The organism is Bradyrhizobium erythrophlei (genome assembly GCF_900129425.1).
GTDB lineage: Bacteria > Pseudomonadota > Alphaproteobacteria > Rhizobiales > Xanthobacteraceae > Bradyrhizobium > Bradyrhizobium erythrophlei_C.
Genome location: NZ_LT670817.1, coordinates 6,039,308 through 6,063,761 on the forward strand (window position 1 = coordinate 6,039,308; position 24,454 = coordinate 6,063,761).

Genomic DNA, 24,454 nt, shown 5'->3' on the forward strand with positions numbered 1-24,454 from the left:
GGCGCGCCGTGGTTCTTTCCGATCGCATCCCCTATCAAGCGCAGGTCGACCGCCCGAAACTCAGATTGCCCGGAGGCAAGAAGCTTGCGGTATGGGTCATCCTCAACGTCGAGGAGTGGCGGATCGAGAATGCGATGCCACGAACCGTGCTGAGCCCACCGATGGGACAGCCGCTGTTGCCGGATGTGCCGAATTGGTCCTGGCACGAATACGGAATGCGCGCCGGCTTCTGGCGCCAGTTCAAGGCGCTTACCGACCGCAACATGCCGGTGACCCTGGCCTTGAATGCCAACGTGTGCAATTCCTACCCTCGCGTCGCTTCGGCCGCGCTAGAAGCCGGCTTCGAGTTCATGGGCCACGGCTTCATGCAAGGCCCGATGCACAGGCTGGACAACCAGGCGGATGCGATCAGGCGGGCCGTCGAAACCATCGCCAAATTCACCGGCAAACAGCCGAGGTCGTGGGAAAGCCCTGGTCTGACTGAAACTGACGAAACCCTCGATCTCCTGCGCCTTAACGGCATCGAATACGTGGCCGATTGGGTGATCGACGATCTTCCGCAGGATATCGCGACGCCTCACGGCACCATTACAACGATTCCCTACTCGGTCGAGACCAACGACATCGTCGTCCACGCGCTGCAGCATCTGCCTTCCGAGCAGTTTCTGAAACGCTGCACCGACCAGTTCGATCGATTGTACCTTGAGGGCGCAACCAACGCCCGGATCATGGCGATATCGATTCATCCTTACATCACCGGCGTCCCGCATCGGATCAAATATCTGGAAGCGTTGCTCGACTATGTCATCGGCCACGACAGCGTTGCGCTGATGACGGCGAGCGAGATCGGCGACTGGTATCGAACTGAAATGTCGAAATCATAATCGGAAGGCGGAAGCCGCGCATGATCAAAGCCGCCGTGGTCGGTCTGGGATGGTGGGGGAAAACCATCCTCAAGAACCTTTTGAACAGCACTGTCATCGCGCCCGTATTGGCTGTCGATCCCCTCAATCAGGCGCGCGCTTCGGCATCGGCACTCGGTATCGGGACGGCGTCCCGGTTTGAGGATGCGCTGGCGAATTCCAAGGTCGAGGCCGTTATCCTGTGCACGCCGCAGGAGCATCATGCGCAGCAGATTGCCGCGGCGGCGCGGTCGAAGCGTCACGTGTTCTGCGAAAAGCCCTTGTGTACGACGGCGGCCGACGCGGAAGCCGCGATCGCTGCCGTCAGGAAAGCGGGTGTTCAGCTCGGCATCGGGCACGAACGCCGGTTTGAACCCGCCGTCATCGAAATGCGGAAGCGATTTGCTTCAGGCGAATTCGGCAATCCGTTGCTACTGGAAGGCAATTTCAGCCAGGACAAATTCCTGAAATTGCCGAGCGACAATTGGCGATTGTCGAATACGCTAAATCCGGTTGGTCCGCTTTCGGCCACCGGCATTCACATGGTGGATCTTTCGATTGCGCTGCTCGGCCGGCCAACAAGCGTCTGGGCCCGGCTGGCGCGATTGGGCAGCGATTTCGAGAACGGCGATACGCTGTCGATCACGATCGGCTTTGAAAACGGCGCGACCGCCATGCTGGGCGCCGTGCTGGCAACACCCTTCATGGGACGGCTCGCGCTGCTCGGATCGAAAGGCTGGATGGAAATCCGCGACCGCAGCCACCCCGAGAATTCGACCGGATGGGATGTGACCTGCGTGCACCGGGACCAGCCGCCCGCGACGACCTTCTATCCACCTCATCCGGCGGTGCGCGACAATCTCGAGGCGTTTGGCCGCGCCGCGCTCGGCCAGGCGCCCTACCCGGTCGCCTTTGATGAAATGCTGGCGAACGTCCGAAGCTTCGAGGCGATCCAGAGATCGGTAAAGAGCGGAGCGATCGAGATCATCTGAGGCCGCTTATCCAACCGCCTTTACCGGCGGCCGCCGGGCACTCTCTTCGGCTCCAAAAACTCGCTCGAAACCCGCCAGGAAAGCATCCAGCGCGTCGCGGATCATCTGTTCCTTGTCCTCCAGCACAGGGGATTCGTAGATGTACTTGCGAACTCCGTAATAGAAGATTCCGCTGTGAAACACCCAGGCCATCTCAAGCTCGGAAGCGGTCGGCCTGGTTTGCGGCGGCAGCCCCGCTTCATGGCGGCACTCCCTGATGATGCGCGACAGAATCTTGTCCCGCACCACGCCGACATACCACCGATTGATATCGAGCCCCTTCAAACCCGAGTAGAGATAGATACGAAGCCATTTGCGGGTGAAGATCACCTTGGTGTACGCGTTATAGAATTCCTGCAGCCGATCTCGGATCGGCCGGGAGCGGTCAGCCAGCAGCTTCTCCCAGCCGGTGTCGAGCGGTTCGAGATAAACCGTGCGATACACCTCCTTGATCAGATCGTCCTTGCTTGGAAAATAGCGGTACAGCAACGGCTGGGTGACGCCGAGCCGCCGCGCCAAATCGCGTGTCCCGCCGCCAAATCCTTCTTCCGAGAAAAATTCAGTCGCCTTGGCGACGAACTCCTTGCGGCGGTTGTCGGGCGACAGCCGCTTCTGCTTGACGCGCACACGCTTGGGCGATGCTTTCTTGTTCATGGCTTGGGCGTCACTGAAACGTCGTCGGCACCGAGGAACCGGCCGTAACCGCCGCGTGCAAAAAGCAACGGCTCCCGCCGGTTGTACGAATAGGCTTCGACCGCTCCCAGGAAAATGACGTGGTCGCCGCCATAATATCGGTTGGCGGCGCGGCATTGAAAACTGGCAACGCTGTCGGCGAGAACAGGCACGTTGCCCAAGCCCGGCGTCCATTCGACGCCGGCGAATTTTTCTTCCGAGGATTTTGCAAATTTGGTCGCAAGCGCCTGCTGCGACGCGCCGAGGACGTTGACCGCAAAATGACTGGCGTTCTGGAAAACGTTCAGTGCCTGCGAAAACATCCCCAAACTCCACAGCACAAGCGGCGGGTTCAGCGATACCGAGGCGAACGAATTGCAAGTCAGCCCATAAGGCTTTCCGTCAGCCCCGGTGGCCGTGATGATGGTGACACCCGTGGCGTAAGTACCCAGCGCATTGCGAAAATCCCGCGGGTCGATCGGCGAATGATCGCTGGCCAGCTCGTTGGCAGGATCAGGCTGGGTCGGATGCTTTGGCGCCTCAGTCATCCGGCGGCCTCAGAGTGTCAGGTTTTCGGATGGCAGGCCAAGCGCGACACGCCCGTAATTGGTGCCCGCTGCATCGAAATTGAACGCGATGTGCGAATTGATCGCGTGGGCGTCACGAAACTGCCGCTGCAACACGCCGGATGTGAACAATCCCCGCGCGCCACTGGCCGAGAACAACAGCGACACGGCTTCCGTGCATAGATTGACGGAATAAGCTCCGTCGCGCCGCGATCTGGTCTTCTCGGTTATATCCGGCACATGGCCGCGCCTTGCGTCGGCCATCGCGCCGATGCATGTCGAACGCATGATCAGACGGGCCGCATCGATTTTCGCGGAAGCCTCGGCAATCTTGATCTGCGTACTTTGGAGGTCACCGATCTTGGCGCGGTTGTAGGTCGATGCACGATGCCGCGCGATATCGACATAGTCGTCCAGACAGGCCTGCGCATTGCCCAGGGCAACGCCGGAAAGCACATAAGGAAACAACGAGAACACCGGCAGCGCATAAAGCGGATTCGGATTGACGGCGCTTCCCGGTGTCGGGCCGCCGTCGAGATCGCTCACCGCAAGCGTCATCGCCTCGGCAACAAAGGCGTCCTTTACTTCGACGTCGTTCGACCCCGTTCCCCTCAATCCCGTCGCGTTCCAGGTGTCGAGGATTTTGTAGTCGCATTTGTTGAGCAAAAAGATGCGGTATTCGATCCCATCAGCTTCGTCATCGGACGAAACAACGCTGGCCAGCATATTCCATTCACTGGAATCCACCCCCGACGAGAAGGGCCAACTGCCTCGCAGCACATATCCACCGTCGACTTTCCGGGCGCGGCCAGCTGGAAAAATGAACGAGGACGCAATCAGGGCATTGACGTCCTTGTTCCAGACCAGATCCTGAGCGCGCTTGTCAAACATGCCCAGCATCCAGTGGTGGCTGGCGAGATTAGCAAAATTCCAGGCAACCGAGGCGTCCGCCTGCCCGATCACGTCGGCGCAGTCGACCAGCGCGACATAATCGAGTTCGTAGCCACCAACTCGCTTCGGCTGCACGATCCTGAACAGACCGGCGTCATGCAGATCGCGTTCGGTCTCCGGCGGCAGACGCCGCAACTCCTCAGTCCGCGCAGCGCGTTCGCGCAGTTGTGGAATGAGAGCTTTGGCGCGATCAATCATGGCGGCATATGCGCGCTCGTTCGCATCCTGTCCCGTCGGGCTTGGGCTTGTTTTCCGGCCATTACCTGCCATTTCGCACCGTCCTCGCTATCTCGCCCCTCGTGCGGTCTTGAGATGCGGCCGATCGAGATACAGGGAGGCAGCCAATCCCTCCTCGTTTTGTTCGGCAAACTCGGTCAGCAGCTTCATTTCGGGAATGCGTGCGCGATCCAGCGTCTCGACATCCGGCCAGTCGATCTCGATCAGATTACCCGCAGGGTCGCGCAAATACATCTGAACACAGCCATCCGGAAGCTCGTTCACCGGGTTACGAAATGCGGTTGAGTCGAGCGCGCCCATCGCCTTCGCGGCATCGTAGGCGGCGTGGAAATCGTCCACATCCACCGCAAAGTGCTGGTAGACCGGAACCTGATCTTCCAGTTCGAAGATGTGCAATTGCAGATCGCCGCAGCGGAGATATTTGGTCTTGAAGCCGAAATTGTAGCTGGGGATGGTCTGCATGCCCAACACGGTCTCGTAGAATTTCACCGACTCTGCGAGATTCTTCGTGCCGATCGACAGGTGATTGAAGCCGGTAACCTTCATCCTCGCCTCCCTAGAAGCAATATGCGTCGCGTTGTCACGAACCTGCTTGACCAGCCGATACCGCTTGATGATTGTTTATCGCCTGATCACTAACTATTAAGGCGCGGGTGGCGTTGGCCGTCAATCGAATTAAATGGACAGGAGCGAACTCTCATGGACAGGACCGTTGGAATCGTCGGACTTGGCATTATGGGAGGCGCGATTGCCCGCAATCTCGTTGATCGCGGATGGCGCGTGGTCGGTTTCGATACGGATGCCACACGACGAACCGAACTGGCGGGCGCCAACGTCACCATCGCCGGTGACGTGGGTCAGGTCGCGCGCGAAGCGCCGATCATCATGACCAGCCTCCCCAATCCCGCGGCGGTCGAGGATGTCGCGCAGGCGATCGCCTATTCCGGCCAACCGCCGCGGATTGTGGTCGAACTCTCTACGCTTACCCTCGCTGACAAGCTTCGCTTCGAGGATATTCTGAAGAAGGCAGGCCATATTGCGCTGGACTGCCCCCTGAGCGGAACTGGCGCGCAGGCCAAGAACCGGGATCTCGTGGTCTATGCCAGCGGCGACAGCGCTTCTATCGCCCGGTGTGCAGAGCTGTTTTCCGACTTTGCCAAGCAAAGCGCCGATCTCGGGGCCTTCGGTAACGGCAGCCGGATGAAATTCGTCGCCAACCATCTGGTAGCGATCCACAACGTCGCCACTGCGGAGGCCATGATCCTGGCGGAACGCGCCGGGCTCGATCCGAAACTGGTCGTCGATATGGTGGGCCCCGGCGCCGGCGGTTCACGAATGTTTCAGATGCGCGCGCCGATGATGGTCGAAGGCGTCTATGAGCCGGCGACCATGAAAGTGTCGACCTGGAAGAAGGATATGGCGATCATTGCCGAATTCGCCGATGACGTTGGCTGCGCAACGCCGCTCTTTACGCTGACCCAGCCGGTCTACACCGAAGCGATGGCGATGGGTCTGGGCGATCAGGACACAGCGGCAGTCTTTGAGGTGTTGAAGAAAACCATCGTCGCACCCCCAAAATCCGGCGCTCGGAATCGGAAGTAGCGGTCTTCATTGCAATTTGCCTGACTGCGGGATGATGACGGTGAGGAAATTGGAGGGCGCGGTCGCCATACCGCACTGCATCAAAGCAGCAGGGATTTAAAGCCGATCCAACCATCGGGGACTGCCAAATAGTCAGCGTGCCAAGTCGATGGCGTGGTTATCACTTGATCATTTATGACTTCCGTCCGATAAATCGCTCAATCAAATAAGAACAAGAATTCAGTGTGGGGCTTCGGGGAGGATCCAATGTCGATATCACGACGACAATTTGTCTCAAGCGTTGCCGGCGCGGGTATCGCCACCATGGCGGCACCGAATCTCGTCTTTGCCCAGAACAGTGGACCGGTCCGTGTCGGCTTACTGGCGGCCAAAACCGGACCGCTGGCCTCCGGCGGCATCGATATGGAACTTGCCTTGGCGATGTTCCTGAAGGAGCGTGACAACACGCTCGCGGGCCGCAAGGTCGAATTGATCGTCGCGGACACGGCGGGCGTTCCCGCCACCGCGCGCACCAAAGCTCAGGAACTGGTCGAAAAGAACAATATCCATTGCATCATCGGGCCGCTCGCGGCCTTCGAGGCGCTGGCGATCGCCGACTATCTCACCGAAAAGGAAATACCCACCCTGGGCGTCGCAGCCGCGGAGGACATGACGCAGCGGCATCCGAGCCCCTGGTTCGTCCGCCTGACCTCAACGTCGGCGCAATGCGCCTATCCGCTCGCCGATTATTCCGCCAAGGAATTGAAGTACAAGAAGATCGTTACGATCGCCGACGACTTTGCCTATGGCCATGAAATGTGCGCCGGCTTCCAGCGCGTGTTCGAGGACAATGGCGGCAAGATCGTTCAAAAGATCTTCACGCCTCTGGCGACACCCGACTACGGCAGCTATGTCGCCCAGGTGAAGAGCGCGGATGCGATCTTCCTAGGCACCGCCGGCTCGAACGGCTTCCGCTTCCTTCGGCAATTCATCGAATATGGTCTGAAGGACAAGATGGCCGTGATCGGCGGCATGACCGCGCTCGATGAATCCGTGCTTCGCAATATGGGTGACGAGGCGCTGGGGATTTTGACTACCAGTTGGTATTCCGCCGAACTGGACAACCCGCTCAACAAGGTCTTCGCGCCGGCATTCCGAAAGCAGTTCAAATATGATCCCGGCTATTATGCCGCAGGCACCTATGTTTCGGGCGAAGTCCTCGAGGCCGCGCTGAAGACCACGAAAGGCAACGCGGAGGACAAGAAAGCGCTGATGACGGCGATCCGCGGCAGCAATGCCGAGACGGTGCGCGGTCTCGTCAAGTTCGACGAATTCGGCAATGCCACCGGTGACGTCTATATCCGCAAGGTAACGAGAAAAGACGGACGGCTGGTTAACTCCGTCATCAAGACGTATCCGGATGTCAGCCAGTTCTGGACCTACGACAAGACGGCATTTCTGAAGAATCCGGTCTACTCGCGTGATTATCCGCCGGCAAAAAACCTAGAGTAATACTTCTGCCTTCGTAACAGGCCGACGAACACGCAACTCTCCGGGCTAGATCGGCAGACGATGCAGTTTTGGATCATCCAGGGTCTCAACAGCCTCTCGCTTGGCGGTCTGTTGTTTCTGCTCTCGTCGGGATTTTCGCTGATCTTCGGCCTGATGCGGCTGGCGAACCTGACGCACGGTGCCTTCTTCATGCTGGGCACCTATTTCGGGGCAACGGCGCTGCGCTCCTACAGCGGTTTGAATATCTGGGTGACGGCGCTGGGCGCCGGAATTGCCGTCGCGGCGATCGGCGGCCTTTTCGAGCGACTGGTGCTGACCAGATTGCAGACCAACCCGCTCGGGCAGGTGCTGGTGACGCTCGGCATGTCCTTCATCATTTCCGATGCGTGCCTGATGCTGTGGGGCGGCGATTCGATTCCAGTGCCGACGCCGCAAAGCCTGCAGGCGCCGACCCGGGTGTTTGGATTCGTGTTTCCGACCTATCGGCTGGTATTGGTGGGATGCGCCATTGGTGCGGCGATCGGACTGTATTTCCTGATGGAGCAGACGCGGCTGGGAGCGATGATCCGCGCCGGCGTCGATGACCGGCAGATGGCGCGCGCAGTCGGAATCCCCGTTTCGAATCTGTTTACGATCGTGTTTTGTCTGGGCGCGGGCATCGCCGGCGCCGGGGGCGTGCTGGGCGGACCGATCCTGTCCGCTTATCCCGGACTTGATGGCGACATGCTGCCGCTGGCGCTGATTGTCGTCATCCTGGGAGGCATCGGAAGCCTGCTCGGAGCCTTCATCGGCAGCTTCATCATCGGGTTCATTTACACGTTCGGCACCGCGCTGTTTCCGGAGTTGGCCTACATCATCCTGTTTTTGCCGATGATTTTCGTCATCGCGTTCCGGCCGCATGGCTTGTTTGGGCGCGCCGGCAGATGAAGTGGATCGGTGCGATCGTGCCTGGTGTATTGCTTGTTCTGCTGCCGGCCTTCGCAGGCGATTTCTATGTCAATCTGGCGAGCCAGATCCTGATCGCTTCGATCTTCGCACTCAGCCTGAATCTGCTGGTCGGCTATGGCGCGATGACGTCGCTTGGACATGCGTCGTATCTGGGTGTCGCCGCCTATATTTCGGCGCTGCTGACGAGCCGATACGGATTCGGACATGGTCCAGCCTCGCTGCTGTCAATCGCGGGCACAACCGCGATGGCGGGCTGCTTCGGCGTCATCGCGCTCCGCGCTACGGGCCTGGGCTTTCTCATGATCACACTGGCCTTGTCGCAAGTTCTGTGGGGACTCGCCTACCGCATGTCGGGTGTGACCAACGGCGATAATGGAATCGCCGGGTTGACCCGGCCAATGCCGTTCGGAATCTCGCTCGACAGCGCCGCATCGTTCTATTGGTTCGCGCTGGTTGTCGCGTCGATCGCCTTCCTGATGATGACCGTTTTCGTGTCGTCCTCGTTCGGATCGTCCTTGAAGGGGGTCCGCGACCAGCCGCGCCGGATGGCTGCGCTGGGCTTCAATCCCTGGATGATCCGGTGGATCACGTTCACCTATGCCGGCTTCTGGGGCGGCGTATCCGGATTGCTCTACGTCTATTACAATAAATATATCCATCCGACTTCGCTTTCCACCACCAGCTCGGCAGAGGCACTCCTCGGCGTCATTGCCGGCGGCTCGGGAACCCTTGGCGGCCCGGTGGTCGGTGCCGCGCTGGTGTTGCTGTTGAAGAATTACGCCTCGGCCTATATCGAACGCTGGAACATGCTGTTGGGCCTGGTGTTCCTGTTCATCGTTCTGGTAATGCCGACCGGAATTGTGCCTGGCCTCGGCAAATTGCTGCGCAGGGGAACGCGATGACCCCGACCCCACCCGACTATGCACTGGAGGCCATCGATCTAAAGAAAGCGTTCGGCGGCCTTGTCGTAACGCAGAGCGTATCTCTCGCAATACGGCCGGGCGAACGCCGCCTGATCATCGGTCCGAATGGCGCCGGCAAGACCACCCTGTTCAATCAGATCAGCGGCGACATGCGGCCGAATTCGGGACAGATCAAGTTGTTCGGCACGGATGTTACGCGGTTCGCGCCCTACCAACGCGCCCATTTTGGACTATCGCGAACTTACCAGATCATTACGCTGTTCACTGGCGATACGCTCGAACACAATGTGACGCTCGGCCTGCTCGGCTTGCGGCCTTCGCGCTGGCAGATGTGGCGGCCGTTGTCGTTTTACGGCGATCTCGCAACCGAAGCGTGCCGGATCCTAGACGCAGTCGGACTGTTGCACCTGGCCGCTTATCCGGTGTCCGAAATTGCCTATGGCGAAAAGCGCCGCGTGGAGCTTGCCATGGCGCTTGCGCAAAAGCCGCGGGTACTACTGCTTGACGAGCCCCTGGCCGGTCTTTCCAACTCCGAGCGGTCCCAGGTGAAGTCGCTGATCGCGTCGATCCCGCGGGAGACCACGGTCATCATGATCGAACATGATATGGATACCGCACTTGACCTGGCAGAAACCGTGACATTGCTGAACTACGGCCGTGTTATCGTCGATGGCGAGCGTGACGCTGTGATCGCGGACGAGCGAACGCGTGAGGTATATCTTGGCGTCTGACGCACTTAGTTTGACAAATGTGCACGCATTTTATGGCGACAGCCATATCTTGCACGGCGTCAGCTTCGCATTGCAGCCTGGCGGCGTGCTGGCACTGCTGGGACGCAACGGCGCGGGAAAGACCACCTGCATCTCGACCATTATCGGTTTTCTGAAACCCCGGGACGGAGAAATCCGGCTGTTTGGAGAGGCAATCGAGGGGCTCAGCCCGGAACGTATCTCGCACCTCGGCATCGGCCTCGTACCTCAAGGCCGTCGCATCTTTCCGTCTCTGACCGTTCGGGAAAACCTCATCGTGGCGCAGCAGCGCGAGAGCTCCGCCGCCAAACCATGGAACATCGAGCGGATCTACACTATGTTTCCGCGACTACGCGAGCGCCATGCGCAATTTGCGGGCACACTATCGGGCGGCGAACTGCAGATGCTGGCCATCGGGCGCGCCCTGATGGGCAATCCACGGGTGCTCCTGCTCGACGAGCCATCGGAAGGGCTTGCGCCGCTGTTGGTGGCGGAGGTCGGCCGCACCATCCGGCGCCTGAAAGAGGAAGGACAGTCCATCGTTCTGGTCGAACAAAATCTTCAGCTGGCGCTCGAGGTGGCCGATCAGGCGGTCATCCTTAACACCGGACGCTGCGTGTTCGCCGGGAATGCCGGCGACATTCAAAATAACGAGGAGTTGATTGCGCAGAATCTCGGCGTCTTTCATGCTCATTAGATGAACAAGCTGAGAAAGCCCATCTTCCTTCGAAGCTTAGCGGACTACAAATGCTTATCGATCCACACCAGAGTTGAGGTCTGACCATGAAAATCGGCGTATGCGGAACTGGACGTATGGGATCATCGATCGCGCAGCGGTTGATGTCGGCAGGGCACGAAGTCGGTGTCTGGAATCGCAACCCGGCGAAGACAAAACCCCTTACCGATGCAGGCGCCAAGCTGTTTGCCTCGCCCGCGGAACTCGTGGAAGGTCGCGACGTCACCGTTGTGATGCTGCTGAATGACGCGGCCACCGAGGCGGTCTACCGCGGGCCGAACGGCGTCCTGAAATCGAAGCTGGCCGGCAAGCTCGTGATCGACATGAGCACGGTGCGTCCGGACACGATGAAATCGAACGGTTCTGAGGTGTTGCAGCGAGGCGCAGCGTTCGTCGAATGTCCGGTCGGCGGAAGCACCGGTCCAGCCAAGGAAGGCAAGCTATTCGGCCTCGTCGGCGGCTCGAAAGGGGACGTCACCAGGGCAATGCCAATTCTCGAACAAATGTGCCGCCGTATCGAACATGTTGGCGAGCTCGGTTCGGGTTCGACCATGAAACTTGCTGTCAATCTGCCGCTGCTGGTGTACTGGCAGGCGCTCGGCGAGGCCCTGACGATCTGCAAACCGCTCAATCTTCCCGCCGACCGGTTGATCGATATTCTGTCCGACACCGCCGGCACCCCGACCGCCATGAAGGGGCGTGGCGCCGTTATCGCCAAGGTATTGGGCGGAGCCCCGCTGGGTGAAGCCGCATTCGGCCTCAACGCCGCCAAAAAGGATCTGGCCACCGCGGTTCAATTCGGCGCCTCCATTCATGCCGAGCTTCCGGTCACGGCGAGCGCGGCCGCCTGCTATGAGGAAGCCGAAGCGGCAGGCCTTGGCGATGCCGACGCAACCGCGATTTCGACCCGCTGGGGGCAACGCTCGACGCCCGCGGCAAAATCGTAGCCACTCGACGCGTCGCCGCGTTCCGAACAATCAATTCAACAGCAGAGTCATATCAATGATCGACCGCAAGAACCGCTACGGCCGCACTGCCGCACGTAATCACGACGCCGACGGCCTCGCCCGGCGGCCGTCATCGGCTACGATCGATATACACGCTCACATCGTGGTGCCCCAGGCCGCCAAGCTGGCGCAACCGCATGTCGACATCAGCCGGATCCCGCTCGCCTATTTCGCGGATGGGCCAACCAGGGAAATCAACGCGCAGCAGGAGAAGGATGTCAGCGAGGTCATGACCACGATTGATCGCCGTCTGTTCGATCTGGACAAAATGGGCATCGATATTCAGGTCGTGGCGCCGGCGCCGGGCCAGTGCTACTATTCGGTTGATTCCAAAATCGCGGAAGCCGCCCATCGCCTCGCCAACGACGGCGTGGTGGAATATTGCTTGCGCAAGCCCGACCGCTTTGTCGGGCTCGGCGTCGTCACCTTGCAGGAGCCGGAAATCGCCGTTCGTGAACTCGACTACATCATGAAGGACCTGAAACTGAAGGGGGTCGAGATCCTGACCAACGTCGACGGCCAGGAATTGTCAGATCCGAAATTCAGGCCCTTCTTTGCCAGGGCCGAGCAACTCGGGGCATTCATCATGATGCATCCGAACGGATTCACTCATGGCGAACGCCTGACCCATTTCTACCTCAACAACGTGCTCGGCAATCCGCTCGATACCACGCTTGCGCTGCATAACCTGATCTTTTCGGGCACGCTGGCGCGCTTTCCCGATTTGAAGTTGATGGCGGTGCATGGCGGTGGCTATTTGCCCGGCTATTCCGGGCGGATCGATCACGCCTGGGGCGCGCGGCAGGATTGCCATGGCGAATTGCCATTGCCGCCGACGACCTATCTGCGGCAGGTTTATCTCGACACCGTGGTTTTCTCCTACCACCAACTGGCATATCTGATCGATGTCTTCGGCCCGGACCGCATCGTGATGGGCACCGACTACCCGTTCGACATGGCCGAATATAATCCGATCGGACATGTCGCCGGCGTGAGCGGCATGGACGAGGGAACGCTGGCCCAGATCGCCGGCGGCAACGCCGCCAGGGTGCTTGGCCTGGATGTGTAGCTTGCAACTGCCTCAGTGGTGCGCAGTTGCAGTCTTATAGCCGGGCTGTTCGAACGGATGTGAGGTCGCGAAGGCCGGCATCGCAAAGCAGCGGTCGGCAAGTTGAGCCACCGCCGGAAATGCGTTCATTTCGAGTTTGAGAAAATGCGCGCCCACGACCTGGCCGGCGATACAGATATCCGCAAGGCCCGGCTCGGTACCCAAGGCAAAGGGAGCAGGCGCACGACGCTCGAGCAGCCGTTCGTAGGTCGCAAGGCCCTCGGTTGTCCAGTGCTTGCCCCAATCCTCGATCGCTTTGGCATCGGCGCCAAACGTCTTCGCGAGATGGTTGCGGACGCGTGGCACAACGAGCGGATGCGCATCGGCAATCGTCATCAGTGCCAGCGATCGCGCATAGGCGCGCTCCTTGGCGTCCTCCGGCATCAACCGCGGTTCGGGTTGGATATCGTCGAGATATTCGATAATTGCCAGTGACTGGAATACGGAATGGCCGTCGTGAATAAAGGTCGGTACGACGCGTTCGGCATTGACAGCCTCATAGCCCGGCTTGAATTGCTCTCCGACGAGAATGTCGATCGGAATTTCCTCGAACGGCAGTCCCTTCAACCTCAGGGCAACCCTCACCCGGAATGAAGCAATCGACCGCCAGAAACCGTAGACCTGTATGCTCACCGGGAAACCTTTTGATAGCCGTCGAAACGCTGCTGGAACATCTGCCAATACATAGCACCTTTCAGACAAGCCGATTGTCAATTACTCTGCAATATCGCACCATTAAACGCCGGAAACCGCCGAAGTGGAAGACATGTCCCGCCCAAAAAACGTTCTCTGGATCATGTGCGACCAGCTTCGCTTCGATTATCTGGGTTGCACAGGGCATCCGACCCTGAAGACGCCGAATATCGATGCGATGGCAAGGCGGGGGGTGCGTTTCTCGAACGCCTACGTGCAATCGCCAATCTGCGGCCCATCGCGCATGTCGTTCTATACCGGCCGCTACATGCGTTCGCATGGCTCGCACTGGAATGGCTGGCCGCTACGGGTGGGTGAACCGACATTGGGCGATCATCTCAAGAAAATCGGCGTGCGCAACGTGCTCGTCGGAAAAACCCATATGGCGGCTGACCTTGAAGGCATGAAAATGCTCGGGATTGCGCCGGATTCGATCATCGGCGTGCATGTGGCGGAATGCGGTTTCGAGCCCTATGAGCGCGATGATGGCCTGCATCCGACCGGCAAGCCCCGCCCCAAATACGATGCATATCTGCGCGAGCACGGATACGACGCGCCCAACCCCTGGGAGCATTGCGCCAACTCGGGCGCGGCCGCGGACGGTACATTGCAAAATGGGTGGCTTCTCGTCCACGCCGACAAGGCGGCTCGTGTTGCAGAGGAAGATTCCGAGACGCCCTACATGACGCGCCGTGCGATGGATTTCATTGCGGAGTCGGAAGCGGACGGGCGGCCGTGGTGCCTGCATCTGTCCTACATCAAGCCGCATTGGCCCTATATCGCGCCTGAACCCTACGCCGACATGTACGGCGCCGGCGACATAAAGCCGGCGATTCGCTCCGAGCAGGAAAAAGAGAACGCACATCCGGTTTTCGCTGCCTACATGGACATGCGTTACTCGAAAAACATGGCGCGCGACGAGGCGCGCGAAAAGGTCATTCCAACCTATATGGGCCTGATCAAGCAGATCGATGATCAGATGGGCGTGCTAATGCATTTTCTGGAAGCGCGCGGCTTGCTGGACACCACCATGATCGTATTTACGTCCGATCACGGCGACTACCTCGGCGACCACTGGATGGGCGAAAAGGATCTGTTCCACGATCAGTCCGCCAGGGTTCCGCTGATCGTGATCGATCCGTCTGACGCGGCCGATCGTACAAGGGGCACGGTATGCGACGCTCTGGTCGAGGCGATCGACCTTGCGCCGACCTTCATCGAATATTTCGGCGGCAAGCCGCCGGATCACATTCTTGAAGGACGCTCGCTGATGCCTTTCATGCGTGGCGAAACGCCGGCCGACTGGCGCAAGGTGGTATTCTCGGAATACGACTATTGCATGCAGGATGTTCGGCTCAAGCTTGGCCAGCCGATCGAGCAATGCCGACTGTTCATGGTGTTCGACGGGCGCTGGAAATATATTCACGCCTCCGGCTTTCGGCCGATGCTCTACGATCTCCTTGATGATCCGGAGGAACTGATGGACCGCGGGCAGGACCCCTCCTGCGCCGATGTTATCGCCCGGCTGCAGTCAGCGTTGTTCGACTGGGCGCTGCATCCAAAAGGTCATATTACGACCAGCCGGGAGAAGATCGCTGTCTATGCGAACCAGCAGCTCCAGGTCAAAGGGGGAATCCTGATTGGTATCTGGGATGAAGCCGAGCTATCTGCGATCCGGCAAAAGATCGGTATGACAGAGCTCAATTCGTGATCTTATAGCCGGTAGCCTTGACGATCGGTTGCCAGAACGCGGTGTTGGCCGCCAACTCCTGGGCGAGGCCTTCGGGCGTTGTCCCAACCGGGATTAGCCCGATTGCCAGCAGCTTCTCGCGCACATCCGGCTTCGCAAGCGAGGTGACCACCGCCGCACTGAGTTGCCTGGCAAATTCCTTGGAGCTTCCCGCCGGCAGCCACATTCCGTACCAGCCATCGGCGACGAGATCGATGCCGTTCTCCTTCAGAGTTGGGACATCGGGCAGGAAGGGGGAGCGCTCGGCGCTGCTCACCGCAAGGATTTTGATGTTGCCTGCACGATGTTGCGGAATCGCATCGGCGATCGTGACAATGGCAAACGGCAGGTGGCCCCCGATCAGGTCGTTGATAGCAGGCGCACTGCCGCGATAGGCCACCCGCGTCATCGGAATCCCCAGCACCTCTTCGAGCTTCGACCCCGTGAAATGCGGAATGGTGCCGTTGCTCGGCACGCCAAATGTCGCCTTGGTCGGGTTGGACTTGAGCCAGGCCACAAATTGCTTGAAGTCCCTCGCATCCACCGCAGCGCCTGCGACAACGCCGAACTCGAAGCGCGCCAGTAGCGAGACCGGCACAAAATCCTTGTTAAGGTCAAAGCTCGGTTCGGTCTCGACCATGGGCAGCAGATACATGGTCGGACCTGTCGTCACGAGGACGGTGGTTCCGTCGGGCTTAGCATTCTGGACCCACTTGATGCCGATCAGCCCGTCTCCGCCGGTGCGATTTTCGACGATGACAGTACGATCGAGCAATTGGCCTGCATGTTGCGCCAGCAGCCTGCAGAGCGTGTCCCCGCCACCGCCGGCCGAGAACGGAAAGATCATCTTCGTCAGAGGGCCGGCCTCCCCCAACGCATCGCCCGCTTTGGCGGCCAACGACAAACCAACGCACCCTGCCATGAAACTTCGGCGATCCACGCTTTTTCCTCCCCGATAGATTTGGCCTATTACACCAGACTGCGATGCCGATTGAAACCGTCCAAAGGGCTGGCGGAGCAAGCCGCACAGCGGCCGACGTCAGGCCGTTGAGGTGTGGCGCCAGCTTAGCCGTGACGGATCATCGGATTTTTTCAGAACTAAATCATCCAATCCTTGTATCCGACCTTAGTCGGGCCCGATCGTTGCAGATCGCTGCCTCACGTCAGCACGCACCTCGATCGCCCGCCCACGTTGAACCCCGATCCGTTTCGGGGCGACACATGGCGTGCTGGCTTCGCCGGCACATTCTGCATGCCGGGGGTACCATGGAAGACCTGCTCCAATTCCTGTTCGGCGCCAGCGGGCGTATTAACCGTGCCAAATACTGGCGCTCGGTTCTATTCTTTAGCCTCACCGGGCTGATGACGGCCGTGATCCTGTTCACGGCCGTCAGCATTGCCGCGTCGTTCTTCATCGTTATGGTCGTCCTGATCTTCATCCCATGGCTGCTTTGGGGGTTCTCCTTCACAACCGAGCGGCTGCATGACCGTGACAAGAGCGCGTGGTGGTTGGTGGTTTTCTACCTGGCGCCCGGCGTGATCGGCCAGTTCGCGAAAGCGGCATGGTTTGCCGGAAGCGCAGGCGCGGTTCTTCACTACATGCTGGCGCTGGCAGGATTCGCGATCACGGCCTGGGGATTTGTTGAAATCGGCTGTTTGCGCGGCACCGCCGGATCGAATACATATGGACCCGACCCGCTCGTAAGGGTTAAACGTCTACGCTGAGAGAGGGGCGATGGATTCAACACGCTCCTACCGAATGCCGAAGGCACCGAGATCGCCGAGCTCAAGTCGAAGCTGTCAGCCCGCCGCTAAAGCGGCGGCCCAGCTAAAACCGTAATGCGAGCTTACCGCTTTCATCACAACGACTGCGGCCAGCACAAAAATGATCTGCACCAGGGTTTTGGTCGTGAAAACCTTGCTCAACAGCGTCATGTGATGCTCCCTCGCTTTCGTATAGGGCATCATGAGGTCCGATACAATCGGCTACCGGCAATGCCCAAAAAGCAAAAAAGCCCGGTGGCCGTCAGGCCACCGGGCGGGTTCAGGAATTTCAGTCCGATGCCGATGCCTCACAAGGGCACGGTTGGAGCGCTCAGATCATCGCAGCATCTCTGGAGCAGAACATACCGCACCATCTCATTTGTTCAGAGTGCCCAGCGGGAGGTGATCGGGACGCTTACTTTCATTTGATGCGCTTGCGCCTGATGGATTTGCGCCAATACAGCGTGTTCGGCCACGCCCACGGATATTGCGGCCGGTACAGCCGATAGCCGGCCCGGATGAAATTGTTGGCGGAGGCCAGATTGTCGGTGGTATCCGAAATAATGCAGGTCCATCCATTGTCTCGCGCGCGAGTTTCCAATGCGCGCATCAGGCGCAATTGAAGGGCGTTGCCGCAGTGCTTCTTCAACACGCCGACACGACAAAAATATCCCGCATTGAAGGCACGCTTCGACGGGACGACGCCGGCAAAGGCCACCGGGATGGTCTCCTGGAAAGCGAGCCACCAATGCCCCCAATCGAATTCCGGAATGGAAGCGCCGTCAAAAAATGTCAGGCGGTGAAGGTCGGTAAGCGTGTCCGCGATTTCGTCGTCATGGCCATCGACCTCCCGAATTCTGTACATCGGCCGACCTTCATAAATCACTGCCATTGAATCGACTGAATTTCCGCCCCGCCCGGGGGTCGGCTCACGCCGCCATTTTTGGTGCCCGGTCAGAATTCAGCGTGGTGCGGCCGGCGAACTCTGCTCGGTAAAAATCGGTCACAACGCAACTTTTGACTTGCCGAGGCTGCTCCCCGCCCCTCGGCGCTTGCTGACGCGCCGTCGCAATTGCCAAAAATGCAACAATTCCGAATGGAACTTCAGCGAATGAAGCTTGTTGCAGGATGTGCGGAGATTCAGATGGCGCAAAAACACACGCGACGAAGCAGGAATGTCGTTCCGGCACCCGGCAAGATTTCTGTGGCGCTGATTGTCAACGGACTCGAAACAAAACTCGAAGTTGCGCCCTGGACGACTCTGCTGGACGCATTGCGGGATCGTCTCGACCTGACCGGTACCAAGAAGGGGTGCGACCACGGTCAGTGCGGTGCCTGCACAGTGCTCCTAGACGGGCGGCGTATCAATTCCTGCCTCACCTTCGCCGTGATGAAGGACGGCGCCAAGGTAACTACTATTGAAGGCCTGGGGACGGAGGGCGCCCTGCACCCGCTCCAGCAGGCGTTCATTGACCATGATGCGTTCCAGTGCGGCTATTGCACGCCAGGCCAGATCTGTTCGGCGGTAGGCTTGATTGCCGAAGGCAAAGCGAAAACCGCCGACGAAATTCGCGAATTGATGAGCGGCAATATCTGCCGCTGTGGTGGGTATCCGAACATCGTGGCAGCGATCCAGCAGGCAATGGATCAGACTGGCAGCATGCCATGATCAATTTCCAGTACACGCGGGCAAACGACGTCGCCGACGCGGTGCGCCAGATCGCCGCTGATCCGACCGCCAAATTCATCGCAGGCGGCACCAATCTAATCGATCTGATGAAAGAGGATGTCGAACGCCCTTCCCGGCTGATCGACATCTCGCGGCTGCCGCTCAAAAGCGTGGAGGAGACGAAAGACGGAGGGTTGCACATCGGTGCGCTGGTATCGAATTCCGACGTCGCCTATCATCCGTTGATCGAGCAGCGTTATCCGCTACTCTCGAGCGCAATCCTGGCGGGCGCGTCGCAGCAGTTGCGGAACATGGCGTCAACCGGCGGAAATCTCTTGCAGCGCACGCGCTGCTTTTACTTCTACGACACGGCGACGCCGTGCAACAAGCGCGAGCCCGGCTCTGGATGCTCGGCGACCGGCGGCCTCAACAGGATCAGTGCCATCCTCGGAACCAGCGAGGCCTGCATCGCGACACACCCTTCCGATATGTGCGTGGCGCTCGCCGCGCTCGAAGCCAGAGTGCATGTAGCGGGCCCCGAAGGAGAACGGGCAATCGCGTTCGACGATTTCCATCGACTGCCCGGAAACACACCACAGTGCGATACTAGCCTGCATCCGAACGAGATCGTCACCGCCATCGAGCTTCCCGCGCAGGGTTTTGCGAAGAACTACTCCTACCTGAAGATCCGTGATCGCCTCTCCTATGCCTTTGCGCTGGTATCGGTCGCCGCCGCATTGGAGCTCGATGGCGGCACGATCAAGCAAGCGCGGCTGGCACTCGGCGGCGTCGCCCACAAGCCGTGGCGCGACATGGCGGCGGAAGCTGCGCTACGCGGGAAGCCGGCCAATCAGGCGGCCTTCGCGCACGCAGCCGATCTTCTGCTGCGCGACGCCAAGGGTTTTACGCACAACGCCTTCAAGATCGACTTGGCGCGGCGCAGCATCTTCCGGACGCTGACGCAGGCTGCGCAGGCGACACCACAATCCCAGTCCGACAAGAAAATCCGATGAGCCAGCGCACGAATTACATCGGCACTCCTACCTCACGCGTCGACGGTCGCGCCAAGGTGACCGGCGAGGCTAAATATGCCGGCGAGTTCAATGCCAGCGGCCTCGCTTATGGCACCGTTATTGAGTCGACCATCCCCCGCGGCCGCATCGCGCGCATCGACACCAGCGAGGCGTTGCGCGTCGAGGGCGTCCTCGACGTGCTGACTCACAAGAACCGTCCTCCGATGGCCAGCACCGACCAGGCATGGAAGGACGATATCGCGCCGGAGGAAGGTTCGCCGTTCCGTCCGCTCTACGACGACAGGATCCTGTTCAACGGCCAACCGATCGCGTTGGTGCTCGCCAAGGAATGGGAAATCGCGCGGTACGCAGCCTCGCTCGTTCACGTCGAGTACGAGAACCACGGGTTCGTCACCGACCTGCACAAGGGGCGCGAGCAGGCGTTTGTCGTCAAGAAGCCCGAAAAGCAGCGCGGCGATGCCGGCCGGGCCTATGCAGCGGCCGAGGTGCGTCACGAAGCCGAATATTTCATTCCAACCGAGCACCACAACCCCATGGAATTGTTCGCCTCTACCGTGATGTGGGATGGCGGCGGCAAGCTCACAGTCTATGACAAGACGCAGGGCGTTCAGAACGTGCAGCGATATCTGTGCGGCGTATTCAACAAGAAGGCGAACGAATTGCGTGTGGTCTCGCCGTTCGTCGGCGGAGCGTTCGGCGCCGGGCTCCGCCCGCAGTATCACGTGGTACTGGCGGTGTTGGGAGCGCTGGCGCTGGAACGCTCGGTACGCCTCGTGCTCACGCGCCAGCAGATGTATGGGCTCGGCTACCGCCCGGCCACCATTGAGCGGCTTGCGCTCGGAGCGCAGGCGGGTGGAGCACTTGACGCGGTCACCCATGAGGCGATCGCCGTCACGTCGCAATTCGAAGAGTTCTCCCGCAACGACACCGGTTGGGCGGCGCAGCTCTACAAGTCCGCAAACGCGAAATACGTGCACAAGCTGGTGCGGCTCGACGTTCCCACATCAAGCGACATGCGTGCGCCTGGCGCGGCTACCGGCGTGTATGCACTCGAAAGCGCGATGGACGAACTGGCGGTGGCCCTCAAGCTCGATCCAGTGGAACTACGACTGCGCTGCTATTCAGATCGGGACCAGAACGAGGATATTCCCTACACCAGCAAGCAGCTCCGCGAATGCTATCGCCAGGGCGCGGACGCCTTCGGCTGGCACAAGCGCAAGGCCGAACCGCGCTCGATGCGCGACGGCAACGAACTCGTGGGCTGGGGCATGGCGACGGGCATCTGGGAGGCATTGCAGGTGCCCGTGGCTGCCCGCATCGTGCTGACCGTAAACGGACACGCGGAGGTCTCATGCGCGGCTTCCGATATCGGCACCGGCACCTACACGATCTTGGCCCAGGTTGCGGCCGACACGCTCGGGCTGCCGATCGAGAATATCAGCATCAAGCTTGGCGACTCGACGCTGCCGCAAGCACCAGTGGAAGGCGGATCGTGGATGGCAGCCTCTGCATCGCATGCGGTCCTAACGACCGCCAACGAGATCCGCAAGGAACTGCTGGCCTTGGCGAGAAAAATGAAGGATTCGCCGCTGGCCGGCGCAACACTTGACGACGTCGTGCTCTCCGACGGCAAGGTTATGAGCAAGCAGGAGGCTGGCCGGGCCGTCTCGATCCCCGATGCAATGCGGCACAGTGCGATCGACAGAATCGAAAAGGAAAAGACCAACAGCTTTCCGGAAGACAGCTCACACGCGCGCAACACGCATTCGGCTGTGTTCGCCGAGGTGAAGGTCGATGACCAGCTCGGCGTGATTCGCGTCACCCGTGTCGTCAGCGCGATCGCAGCCGGGCGCATCCTGAACACCAAGACGGCGCACAGCCAGATTGTGGGCAGCGTCGTGGGGGGTATTGGCATGGCGTTACACGAGGAAACGCTGTTCGACCACAGGTTCGGCCGCGTCATGAACGCCAACATCGCCGAATACCACGTTCCGGTGAATGCGGACGTGCAGGATATCGACGTGATCTTCGTCGACGAGCCGGACGATATCATCAATCCGCTCGGACTGAAGGGACTGGGTGAAATCGGCATTGTCGGCGTTGCAGCGGCAATTGCAAACGCGGTCTATCACGCGACCGGTAAACGCGTACGCGATCTGCCGATTACGCTGGACAAACTGCAACGATAAGAGGAGCCGCGCCCGTCGAGATTCCTGCGCTTTGGCCGGTCCTCGTAACGCTCTTCAGGAAGCCACCACCCCAGTGAATTTCGGGTGCGACGCTGGACCGCCGTCGCGGATCAGGAAGACGCAGCGCCAACAGAATCACTTGAGGCACCGCCTCGCCGTCTCGATCTCCTTTTCCGAAATGCCTTTTGCTCGCGCCCATGATTCCACGGCCGCCTCGCCATATTCAGCGACGGCTTTTTTCACCACCCAGCAGGGAATGGCGTGCGCCGGGAATGATAATGAAAGCCCGACGACTACGACGCAGGCGCGGATCATTTGCCAAGCATGACCTTGACGCCGAGCCACACCGCGCCGACGAGGCCAGTGACGATGACAGTAATAACCGCCTTGAAGGTGTAACTCTGCATGCCGCGAAAGATGATGAGGCCGTCGCCGGGCGTTTCGATCTTGTCGCTGAAGATTTTGAAGTGGCTGCCGACACCCAATGCGGCTATCTTGCTTTCGATCAGGCGCTTGGAAGATTGCGCCAGCGTCCTTTGTGCTTCGCGAATGCAGACCGCCGACGTGCCGCGCTCGGCCTGACAGGTCTCCACCAGAAGTTCGCCGAAGAAGTGCGATTTACCAGAGCCCCTCCCCCCATACACCGCCTTGTACCGGCAGCGCTGCAAAAGGGGTTCGAAGATTTCAGCTGTCGGGATTTTCAGGGTGGACAATGACGCGCTCGATTCGGTGGATCAGTTCGAGAGCGCCGTCTTCGCCGGTCTCGATTGGCTGCGTGGCCTTGCCCCAGCCGCGGTCCAGGATGGCGTTGGCGGCGGCAATGCGCGCCGGCGGCGGCGCCTTGGTGTTCCGCATCACTGCGACCAGCACATTGAGCGCGTGCCTGGTGTGGCTTCGCGCCAGCGAGCGGATTTCGGTAAGGGTTTTAGGCATCTCTGGATTCCACCGGCGGCGTTTCCGGCCAGACGTATTCGCAAGGCGCGGTATCGGCATGGTCCATAGTGAAGTCGTCGGGCCGTACCGCTGAGCGAAATACGATGGTGGGAAACTCTGTCCGCTGGGATTTGCGGTTAGGGCATATGAATTGGATGATCTCTGCACTCACGAGAATGCCTCCCACACCGCGATCGTGACCAGGCCGGCCAGGGAAAGCGATATCAAATATGCGGTCATGTTGCTGGCCTCTCTTGCTATCGTCTTGTCATTGCGAGAAGCAAAGCGCTGGAGCAATCCAGTCTTCGCGACTCAAACCTGGATTGCATCGCGGCTACGCTCATCGGGAGCGTCCGCGATGGCCGTGGGCTCGCAATGACGAACAAAATATGCGGCATGATCGCTGACGCAATCATTTCAGGCGCGAACCCTATCCCTCCAAGCGCGATCCGCATGGCGGATCGTCGCGGCGAGACCGCGTGCGACGTGGACTAAAGCCCACGCCGCGGCCGGCACGTTCGCGCGCGCCAGCCAATAAGGCAGATCCGGAAAAGTGTGTTACGGTTTTCCCTCCGGACAAACGCGAAGCGTTTGCCCGGAGATCAGCCAAACTATAAGGGTTCGGACGGCAGCTCGCTTGCAGACGCGTCTTGCAGCGTTGCGCTGACGTGGGAGGATGGTGCGTCGCAAATGCGGCTACCGTCCGATTGAAAAAGCCCGCGACCGGTTTCCCGGCGCGGGCTCTAAAATTCTTGCGATGATGAAGATATGCCGGTGATTTGCCCGACGTGTCAAATTTTTTCCAAATCGTTTAGCGACGATCGGATTGCTTCTTCGCTTTGCACCTCGCAATGGCGAAAAAACGCGGCTCGATTGAAAAAGCCCGCGGCCAGTTTCCCGGCGCGGGCTCTGAAATTCTTGCGATGATGAAGATATGCCGGTGATTTGCCCGACGAGTCAAATTTTTTCCAAATCGTTCGGCGACGACTGGATTGCTTCTTCGCTTTGCTCCTCGCGATGGCGAAAAAACGCGGCTCGATTGAAAAAGCCCGCGGCCAGTTTCCCGGCGCGGGCTCCAAAATTCTTGCGATGATGAAGATATGCCGGTGATTTGCCCGACGTGTCAAATTTTTTCCAAATCGTTCGGCGACGACTGGATTGCTTCTTCGCTTTGCTCCTCGCGATGGCGAAAAGCGCGGCTCGATTGAAAAAACCCGCGCCCAGTTTCCCGGCGCGGGCTCTAGAATTCTTGCGACGTTGAACATATGCCGGTGATTTGCCCGACGTGTCAAATTTTTTCCAAATCGTTCAGCGACGATCGGATTGCTTCTTCGCTTCTCTCGCAACGGCGAAAAAGGCAGCACGATTGAAAAAACCCGCGACCAGTTTCCCGGCGCGGGTTAGAAATTCTTGACGTTGAACATATGCCGGTGATTTGCCCGGACGGGGCAAGAAATTTTTGAGAGCGTCATTGCGAGCTAACCCGTCGCGCAACCGCGATGCAAAGGCGTCCGCGCCAG

Annotated in this window: 26 protein-coding genes; 15 read left to right on the top strand and 11 right to left on the bottom strand. The window is 59.6% G+C overall.

Annotated features, from left to right (window positions below; genetic code table 11):
* Positions 1-8: 8 nt before the first annotated feature.
* Together B5527_RS28950 and B5527_RS28955 are read left to right on the top strand one after the other, a co-directional pair.
* Positions 9-884: a polysaccharide deacetylase family protein gene (locus B5527_RS28950; RefSeq protein ID WP_079604551.1), complete on the top strand. Its 876-nt coding sequence runs from the start codon at positions 9-11 to the stop codon at positions 882-884.
* A gap of 20 nt (positions 885-904) precedes the next feature.
* Positions 905-1,894 carry a Gfo/Idh/MocA family protein gene (locus B5527_RS28955; RefSeq protein ID WP_079604552.1) on the top strand — a complete coding sequence of 330 codons (990 nt, stop codon included), beginning with the start codon at positions 905-907 and terminating at the stop codon, positions 1,892-1,894.
* 6 nt (positions 1,895-1,900) lie between these two features.
* Here the strand turns inward: B5527_RS28955 and B5527_RS28960 are convergent, their stop codons facing one another.
* Genes B5527_RS28960 through B5527_RS28975 form a run of 4 tightly spaced genes read right to left on the bottom strand, consistent with a single transcriptional unit; the run spans position 1,901 to position 4,905 of the window.
* A complete protein-coding gene (locus B5527_RS28960; RefSeq protein ID WP_079604553.1) occupies positions 1,901-2,587 on the bottom strand; it encodes a TetR/AcrR family transcriptional regulator in 687 nt (228 codons plus the stop codon).
* Entirely contained in the window at positions 2,584-3,153 is a 570-nt protein-coding gene (locus B5527_RS28965) for a flavin reductase family protein (protein ID WP_079604554.1), read from the bottom strand. Before B5527_RS28965 ends, B5527_RS28960 begins: the two co-directional genes overlap by 4 nt.
* 9 nt (positions 3,154-3,162) lie before the next feature.
* The gene (locus tag B5527_RS28970; RefSeq protein ID WP_079604555.1) at positions 3,163-4,392 is read right to left on the bottom strand and encodes an acyl-CoA dehydrogenase family protein; all 1,230 of its coding nucleotides are present in this window, start codon (positions 4,390-4,392) and stop codon (positions 3,163-3,165) included.
* A gap of 15 nt (positions 4,393-4,407) precedes the next feature.
* Positions 4,408-4,905: a VOC family protein gene (locus B5527_RS28975; protein ID WP_079604556.1), complete on the bottom strand. Its 498-nt coding sequence runs from the start codon at positions 4,903-4,905 to the stop codon at positions 4,408-4,410.
* A gap of 123 nt (positions 4,906-5,028) precedes the next feature.
* Between B5527_RS28975 and B5527_RS28980 the strand changes: the two genes are divergently transcribed.
* The 8 genes from B5527_RS28980 to B5527_RS29015 all read left to right on the top strand — a co-directional run bounded on the left by B5527_RS28980 (position 5,029) and on the right by B5527_RS29015 (position 12,884).
* The gene (locus B5527_RS28980) at positions 5,029-5,961 is read left to right on the top strand and encodes an NAD(P)-dependent oxidoreductase (RefSeq protein ID WP_276329358.1); all 933 of its coding nucleotides are present in this window, start codon (positions 5,029-5,031) and stop codon (positions 5,959-5,961) included.
* A gap of 246 nt (positions 5,962-6,207) precedes the next feature.
* Positions 6,208-7,452 (top strand): ABC transporter substrate-binding protein, encoded by a 1,245-nt coding sequence (locus B5527_RS28985; protein WP_079604558.1) that lies wholly within the window; start codon positions 6,208-6,210, stop codon positions 7,450-7,452.
* Positions 7,453-7,512: 60 nt separating this feature from the next.
* Positions 7,513-8,379, top strand: a complete 867-nt coding sequence (locus B5527_RS28990) for a branched-chain amino acid ABC transporter permease (protein ID WP_079604559.1) — start codon at positions 7,513-7,515, stop codon at positions 8,377-8,379.
* On the top strand, positions 8,376-9,302 hold the full coding sequence (locus B5527_RS28995) for a branched-chain amino acid ABC transporter permease (protein WP_079604560.1): 927 nt from the start codon (positions 8,376-8,378) through the stop codon (positions 9,300-9,302). Before B5527_RS28990 ends, B5527_RS28995 begins: the two co-directional genes overlap by 4 nt.
* On the top strand, positions 9,299-10,054 hold the full coding sequence (locus B5527_RS29000; protein ID WP_079604561.1) for an ABC transporter ATP-binding protein: 756 nt from the start codon (positions 9,299-9,301) through the stop codon (positions 10,052-10,054). The genes B5527_RS28995 and B5527_RS29000 overlap by 4 nt, the downstream gene beginning before the upstream one ends.
* A 19-nt stretch (positions 10,055-10,073) precedes the next feature.
* Positions 10,074-10,769, top strand: coding sequence for an ABC transporter ATP-binding protein (locus B5527_RS29005; protein ID WP_338065134.1), 696 nt, complete (start codon positions 10,074-10,076; stop codon positions 10,767-10,769).
* An 86-nt stretch (positions 10,770-10,855) separates the two neighbouring features.
* Complete coding sequence (locus tag B5527_RS29010; RefSeq protein ID WP_079604563.1) at positions 10,856-11,755, top strand: NAD(P)-dependent oxidoreductase; 900 nt, start codon at positions 10,856-10,858, stop codon at positions 11,753-11,755.
* 55 nt (positions 11,756-11,810) lie between these two features.
* Positions 11,811-12,884 (top strand): amidohydrolase family protein, encoded by a 1,074-nt coding sequence (locus tag B5527_RS29015; RefSeq protein ID WP_172842698.1) that lies wholly within the window; start codon positions 11,811-11,813, stop codon positions 12,882-12,884.
* Positions 12,885-12,896: 12 nt separating this feature from the next.
* Here B5527_RS29015 and maiA read toward each other — a convergent pair whose 3' ends face one another.
* Positions 12,897-13,556 carry a maleylacetoacetate isomerase gene (gene maiA, locus B5527_RS29020; RefSeq protein WP_172842699.1) on the bottom strand — a complete coding sequence of 220 codons (660 nt, stop codon included), beginning with the start codon at positions 13,554-13,556 and terminating at the stop codon, positions 12,897-12,899.
* Between the two features lie 133 nt (positions 13,557-13,689).
* On the opposite strand from maiA, the gene B5527_RS29025 reads away from it, so the two are divergent.
* Positions 13,690-15,327 (top strand): alkaline phosphatase family protein, encoded by a 1,638-nt coding sequence (locus B5527_RS29025; RefSeq protein ID WP_079604566.1) that lies wholly within the window; start codon positions 13,690-13,692, stop codon positions 15,325-15,327.
* Here the strand turns inward: B5527_RS29025 and B5527_RS29030 are convergent.
* Positions 15,317-16,285 (bottom strand): Bug family tripartite tricarboxylate transporter substrate binding protein, encoded by a 969-nt coding sequence (locus B5527_RS29030; protein ID WP_079604567.1) that lies wholly within the window; start codon positions 16,283-16,285, stop codon positions 15,317-15,319. The genes B5527_RS29025 and B5527_RS29030 overlap by 11 nt on opposite strands.
* A 326-nt stretch (positions 16,286-16,611) precedes the next feature.
* Between B5527_RS29030 and B5527_RS45520 the strand changes: the two genes are divergently transcribed.
* Complete coding sequence (locus B5527_RS45520) at positions 16,612-17,070, top strand: DUF805 domain-containing protein (RefSeq protein WP_172842700.1); 459 nt, start codon at positions 16,612-16,614, stop codon at positions 17,068-17,070.
* Positions 17,071-17,145: 75 nt separating this feature from the next.
* On the opposite strand, the gene B5527_RS47195 is transcribed toward B5527_RS45520, so the two are convergent.
* Together B5527_RS47195 and B5527_RS29040 are read right to left on the bottom strand one after the other, a co-directional pair.
* Complete coding sequence (locus B5527_RS47195) at positions 17,146-17,280, bottom strand: hypothetical protein (protein ID WP_276329284.1); 135 nt, start codon at positions 17,278-17,280, stop codon at positions 17,146-17,148.
* Positions 17,281-17,530: 250 nt separating this feature from the next.
* Entirely contained in the window at positions 17,531-17,974 is a 444-nt protein-coding gene (locus B5527_RS29040; RefSeq protein WP_079604569.1) for a GNAT family N-acetyltransferase, read from the bottom strand.
* Positions 17,975-18,253: 279 nt separating this feature from the next.
* On the opposite strand from B5527_RS29040, the gene B5527_RS29045 reads away from it, so the two are divergent.
* The 3 genes from B5527_RS29045 to B5527_RS29055 are packed head-to-tail and all read left to right on the top strand — an operon-like array spanning position 18,254 to position 22,001.
* The gene (locus tag B5527_RS29045) at positions 18,254-18,778 is read left to right on the top strand and encodes a (2Fe-2S)-binding protein (protein ID WP_079607585.1); all 525 of its coding nucleotides are present in this window, start codon (positions 18,254-18,256) and stop codon (positions 18,776-18,778) included.
* Entirely contained in the window at positions 18,775-19,791 is a 1,017-nt protein-coding gene (locus B5527_RS29050) for an FAD binding domain-containing protein (RefSeq protein WP_079604570.1), read from the top strand. Before B5527_RS29045 ends, B5527_RS29050 begins: the two co-directional genes overlap by 4 nt.
* Positions 19,788-22,001, top strand: a complete 2,214-nt coding sequence (locus tag B5527_RS29055; RefSeq protein ID WP_079604571.1) for a xanthine dehydrogenase family protein molybdopterin-binding subunit — start codon at positions 19,788-19,790, stop codon at positions 21,999-22,001. The genes B5527_RS29050 and B5527_RS29055 overlap by 4 nt, the downstream gene beginning before the upstream one ends.
* Positions 22,002-22,312: 311 nt before the next feature.
* Here B5527_RS29055 and B5527_RS29065 read toward each other — a convergent pair whose 3' ends face one another.
* The 3 genes from B5527_RS29065 to B5527_RS29075 all read right to left on the bottom strand — a co-directional run bounded on the left by B5527_RS29065 (position 22,313) and on the right by B5527_RS29075 (position 24,298).
* Positions 22,313-22,714 carry a phage terminase large subunit gene (locus B5527_RS29065; RefSeq protein ID WP_079604573.1) on the bottom strand — a complete coding sequence of 134 codons (402 nt, stop codon included), beginning with the start codon at positions 22,712-22,714 and terminating at the stop codon, positions 22,313-22,315.
* Complete coding sequence (locus tag B5527_RS29070) at positions 22,686-22,934, bottom strand: hypothetical protein (protein WP_079604574.1); 249 nt, start codon at positions 22,932-22,934, stop codon at positions 22,686-22,688. Before B5527_RS29070 ends, B5527_RS29065 begins: the two co-directional genes overlap by 29 nt.
* Positions 22,935-23,725: 791 nt before the next feature.
* Positions 23,726-24,298 (bottom strand): hypothetical protein, encoded by a 573-nt coding sequence (locus B5527_RS29075; protein WP_154072590.1) that lies wholly within the window; start codon positions 24,296-24,298, stop codon positions 23,726-23,728.
* Positions 24,299-24,454 lie beyond the last annotated feature (156 nt).

What these genes read in the sequence shown, in the direction of transcription:
- B5527_RS28955 (WP_079604552.1), top strand. Translation starts at nt 905, where the DNA reads ATGATCAAAGCCGCCGTGGTCGGTCTGGGATGGTGGGGGAAAACCATC.
- B5527_RS28960 (WP_079604553.1), bottom strand. Translation starts at nt 2,587, where the DNA reads ATGAACAAGAAAGCATCGCCCAAGCGTGTGCGCGTCAAGCAGAAGCGG.
- B5527_RS28965 (WP_079604554.1), bottom strand. Translation starts at nt 3,153, where the DNA reads ATGACTGAGGCGCCAAAGCATCCGACCCAGCCTGATCCTGCCAACGAG.
- B5527_RS28970 (WP_079604555.1), bottom strand. Translation starts at nt 4,392, where the DNA reads ATGGCAGGTAATGGCCGGAAAACAAGCCCAAGCCCGACGGGACAGGAT.
- B5527_RS28975 (WP_079604556.1), bottom strand. Translation starts at nt 4,905, where the DNA reads ATGAAGGTTACCGGCTTCAATCACCTGTCGATCGGCACGAAGAATCTC.
- B5527_RS28985 (WP_079604558.1), top strand. Translation starts at nt 6,208, where the DNA reads ATGTCGATATCACGACGACAATTTGTCTCAAGCGTTGCCGGCGCGGGT.
- B5527_RS28990 (WP_079604559.1), top strand. Translation starts at nt 7,513, where the DNA reads ATGCAGTTTTGGATCATCCAGGGTCTCAACAGCCTCTCGCTTGGCGGT.
- B5527_RS28995 (WP_079604560.1), top strand. Translation starts at nt 8,376, where the DNA reads ATGAAGTGGATCGGTGCGATCGTGCCTGGTGTATTGCTTGTTCTGCTG.
- B5527_RS29000 (WP_079604561.1), top strand. Translation starts at nt 9,299, where the DNA reads ATGACCCCGACCCCACCCGACTATGCACTGGAGGCCATCGATCTAAAG.
- B5527_RS29010 (WP_079604563.1), top strand. Translation starts at nt 10,856, where the DNA reads ATGAAAATCGGCGTATGCGGAACTGGACGTATGGGATCATCGATCGCG.
- B5527_RS29015 (WP_172842698.1), top strand. Translation starts at nt 11,811, where the DNA reads ATGATCGACCGCAAGAACCGCTACGGCCGCACTGCCGCACGTAATCAC.
- B5527_RS29025 (WP_079604566.1), top strand. Translation starts at nt 13,690, where the DNA reads ATGTCCCGCCCAAAAAACGTTCTCTGGATCATGTGCGACCAGCTTCGC.
- B5527_RS45520 (WP_172842700.1), top strand. Translation starts at nt 16,612, where the DNA reads ATGGAAGACCTGCTCCAATTCCTGTTCGGCGCCAGCGGGCGTATTAAC.
- B5527_RS47195 (WP_276329284.1), bottom strand. Translation starts at nt 17,280, where the DNA reads ATGACGCTGTTGAGCAAGGTTTTCACGACCAAAACCCTGGTGCAGATC.
- B5527_RS29040 (WP_079604569.1), bottom strand. Translation starts at nt 17,974, where the DNA reads ATGTACAGAATTCGGGAGGTCGATGGCCATGACGACGAAATCGCGGAC.
- B5527_RS29045 (WP_079607585.1), top strand. Translation starts at nt 18,254, where the DNA reads ATGGCGCAAAAACACACGCGACGAAGCAGGAATGTCGTTCCGGCACCC.
- B5527_RS29050 (WP_079604570.1), top strand. Translation starts at nt 18,775, where the DNA reads ATGATCAATTTCCAGTACACGCGGGCAAACGACGTCGCCGACGCGGTG.
- B5527_RS29055 (WP_079604571.1), top strand. Translation starts at nt 19,788, where the DNA reads ATGAGCCAGCGCACGAATTACATCGGCACTCCTACCTCACGCGTCGAC.
- B5527_RS29070 (WP_079604574.1), bottom strand. Translation starts at nt 22,934, where the DNA reads ATGCCTAAAACCCTTACCGAAATCCGCTCGCTGGCGCGAAGCCACACC.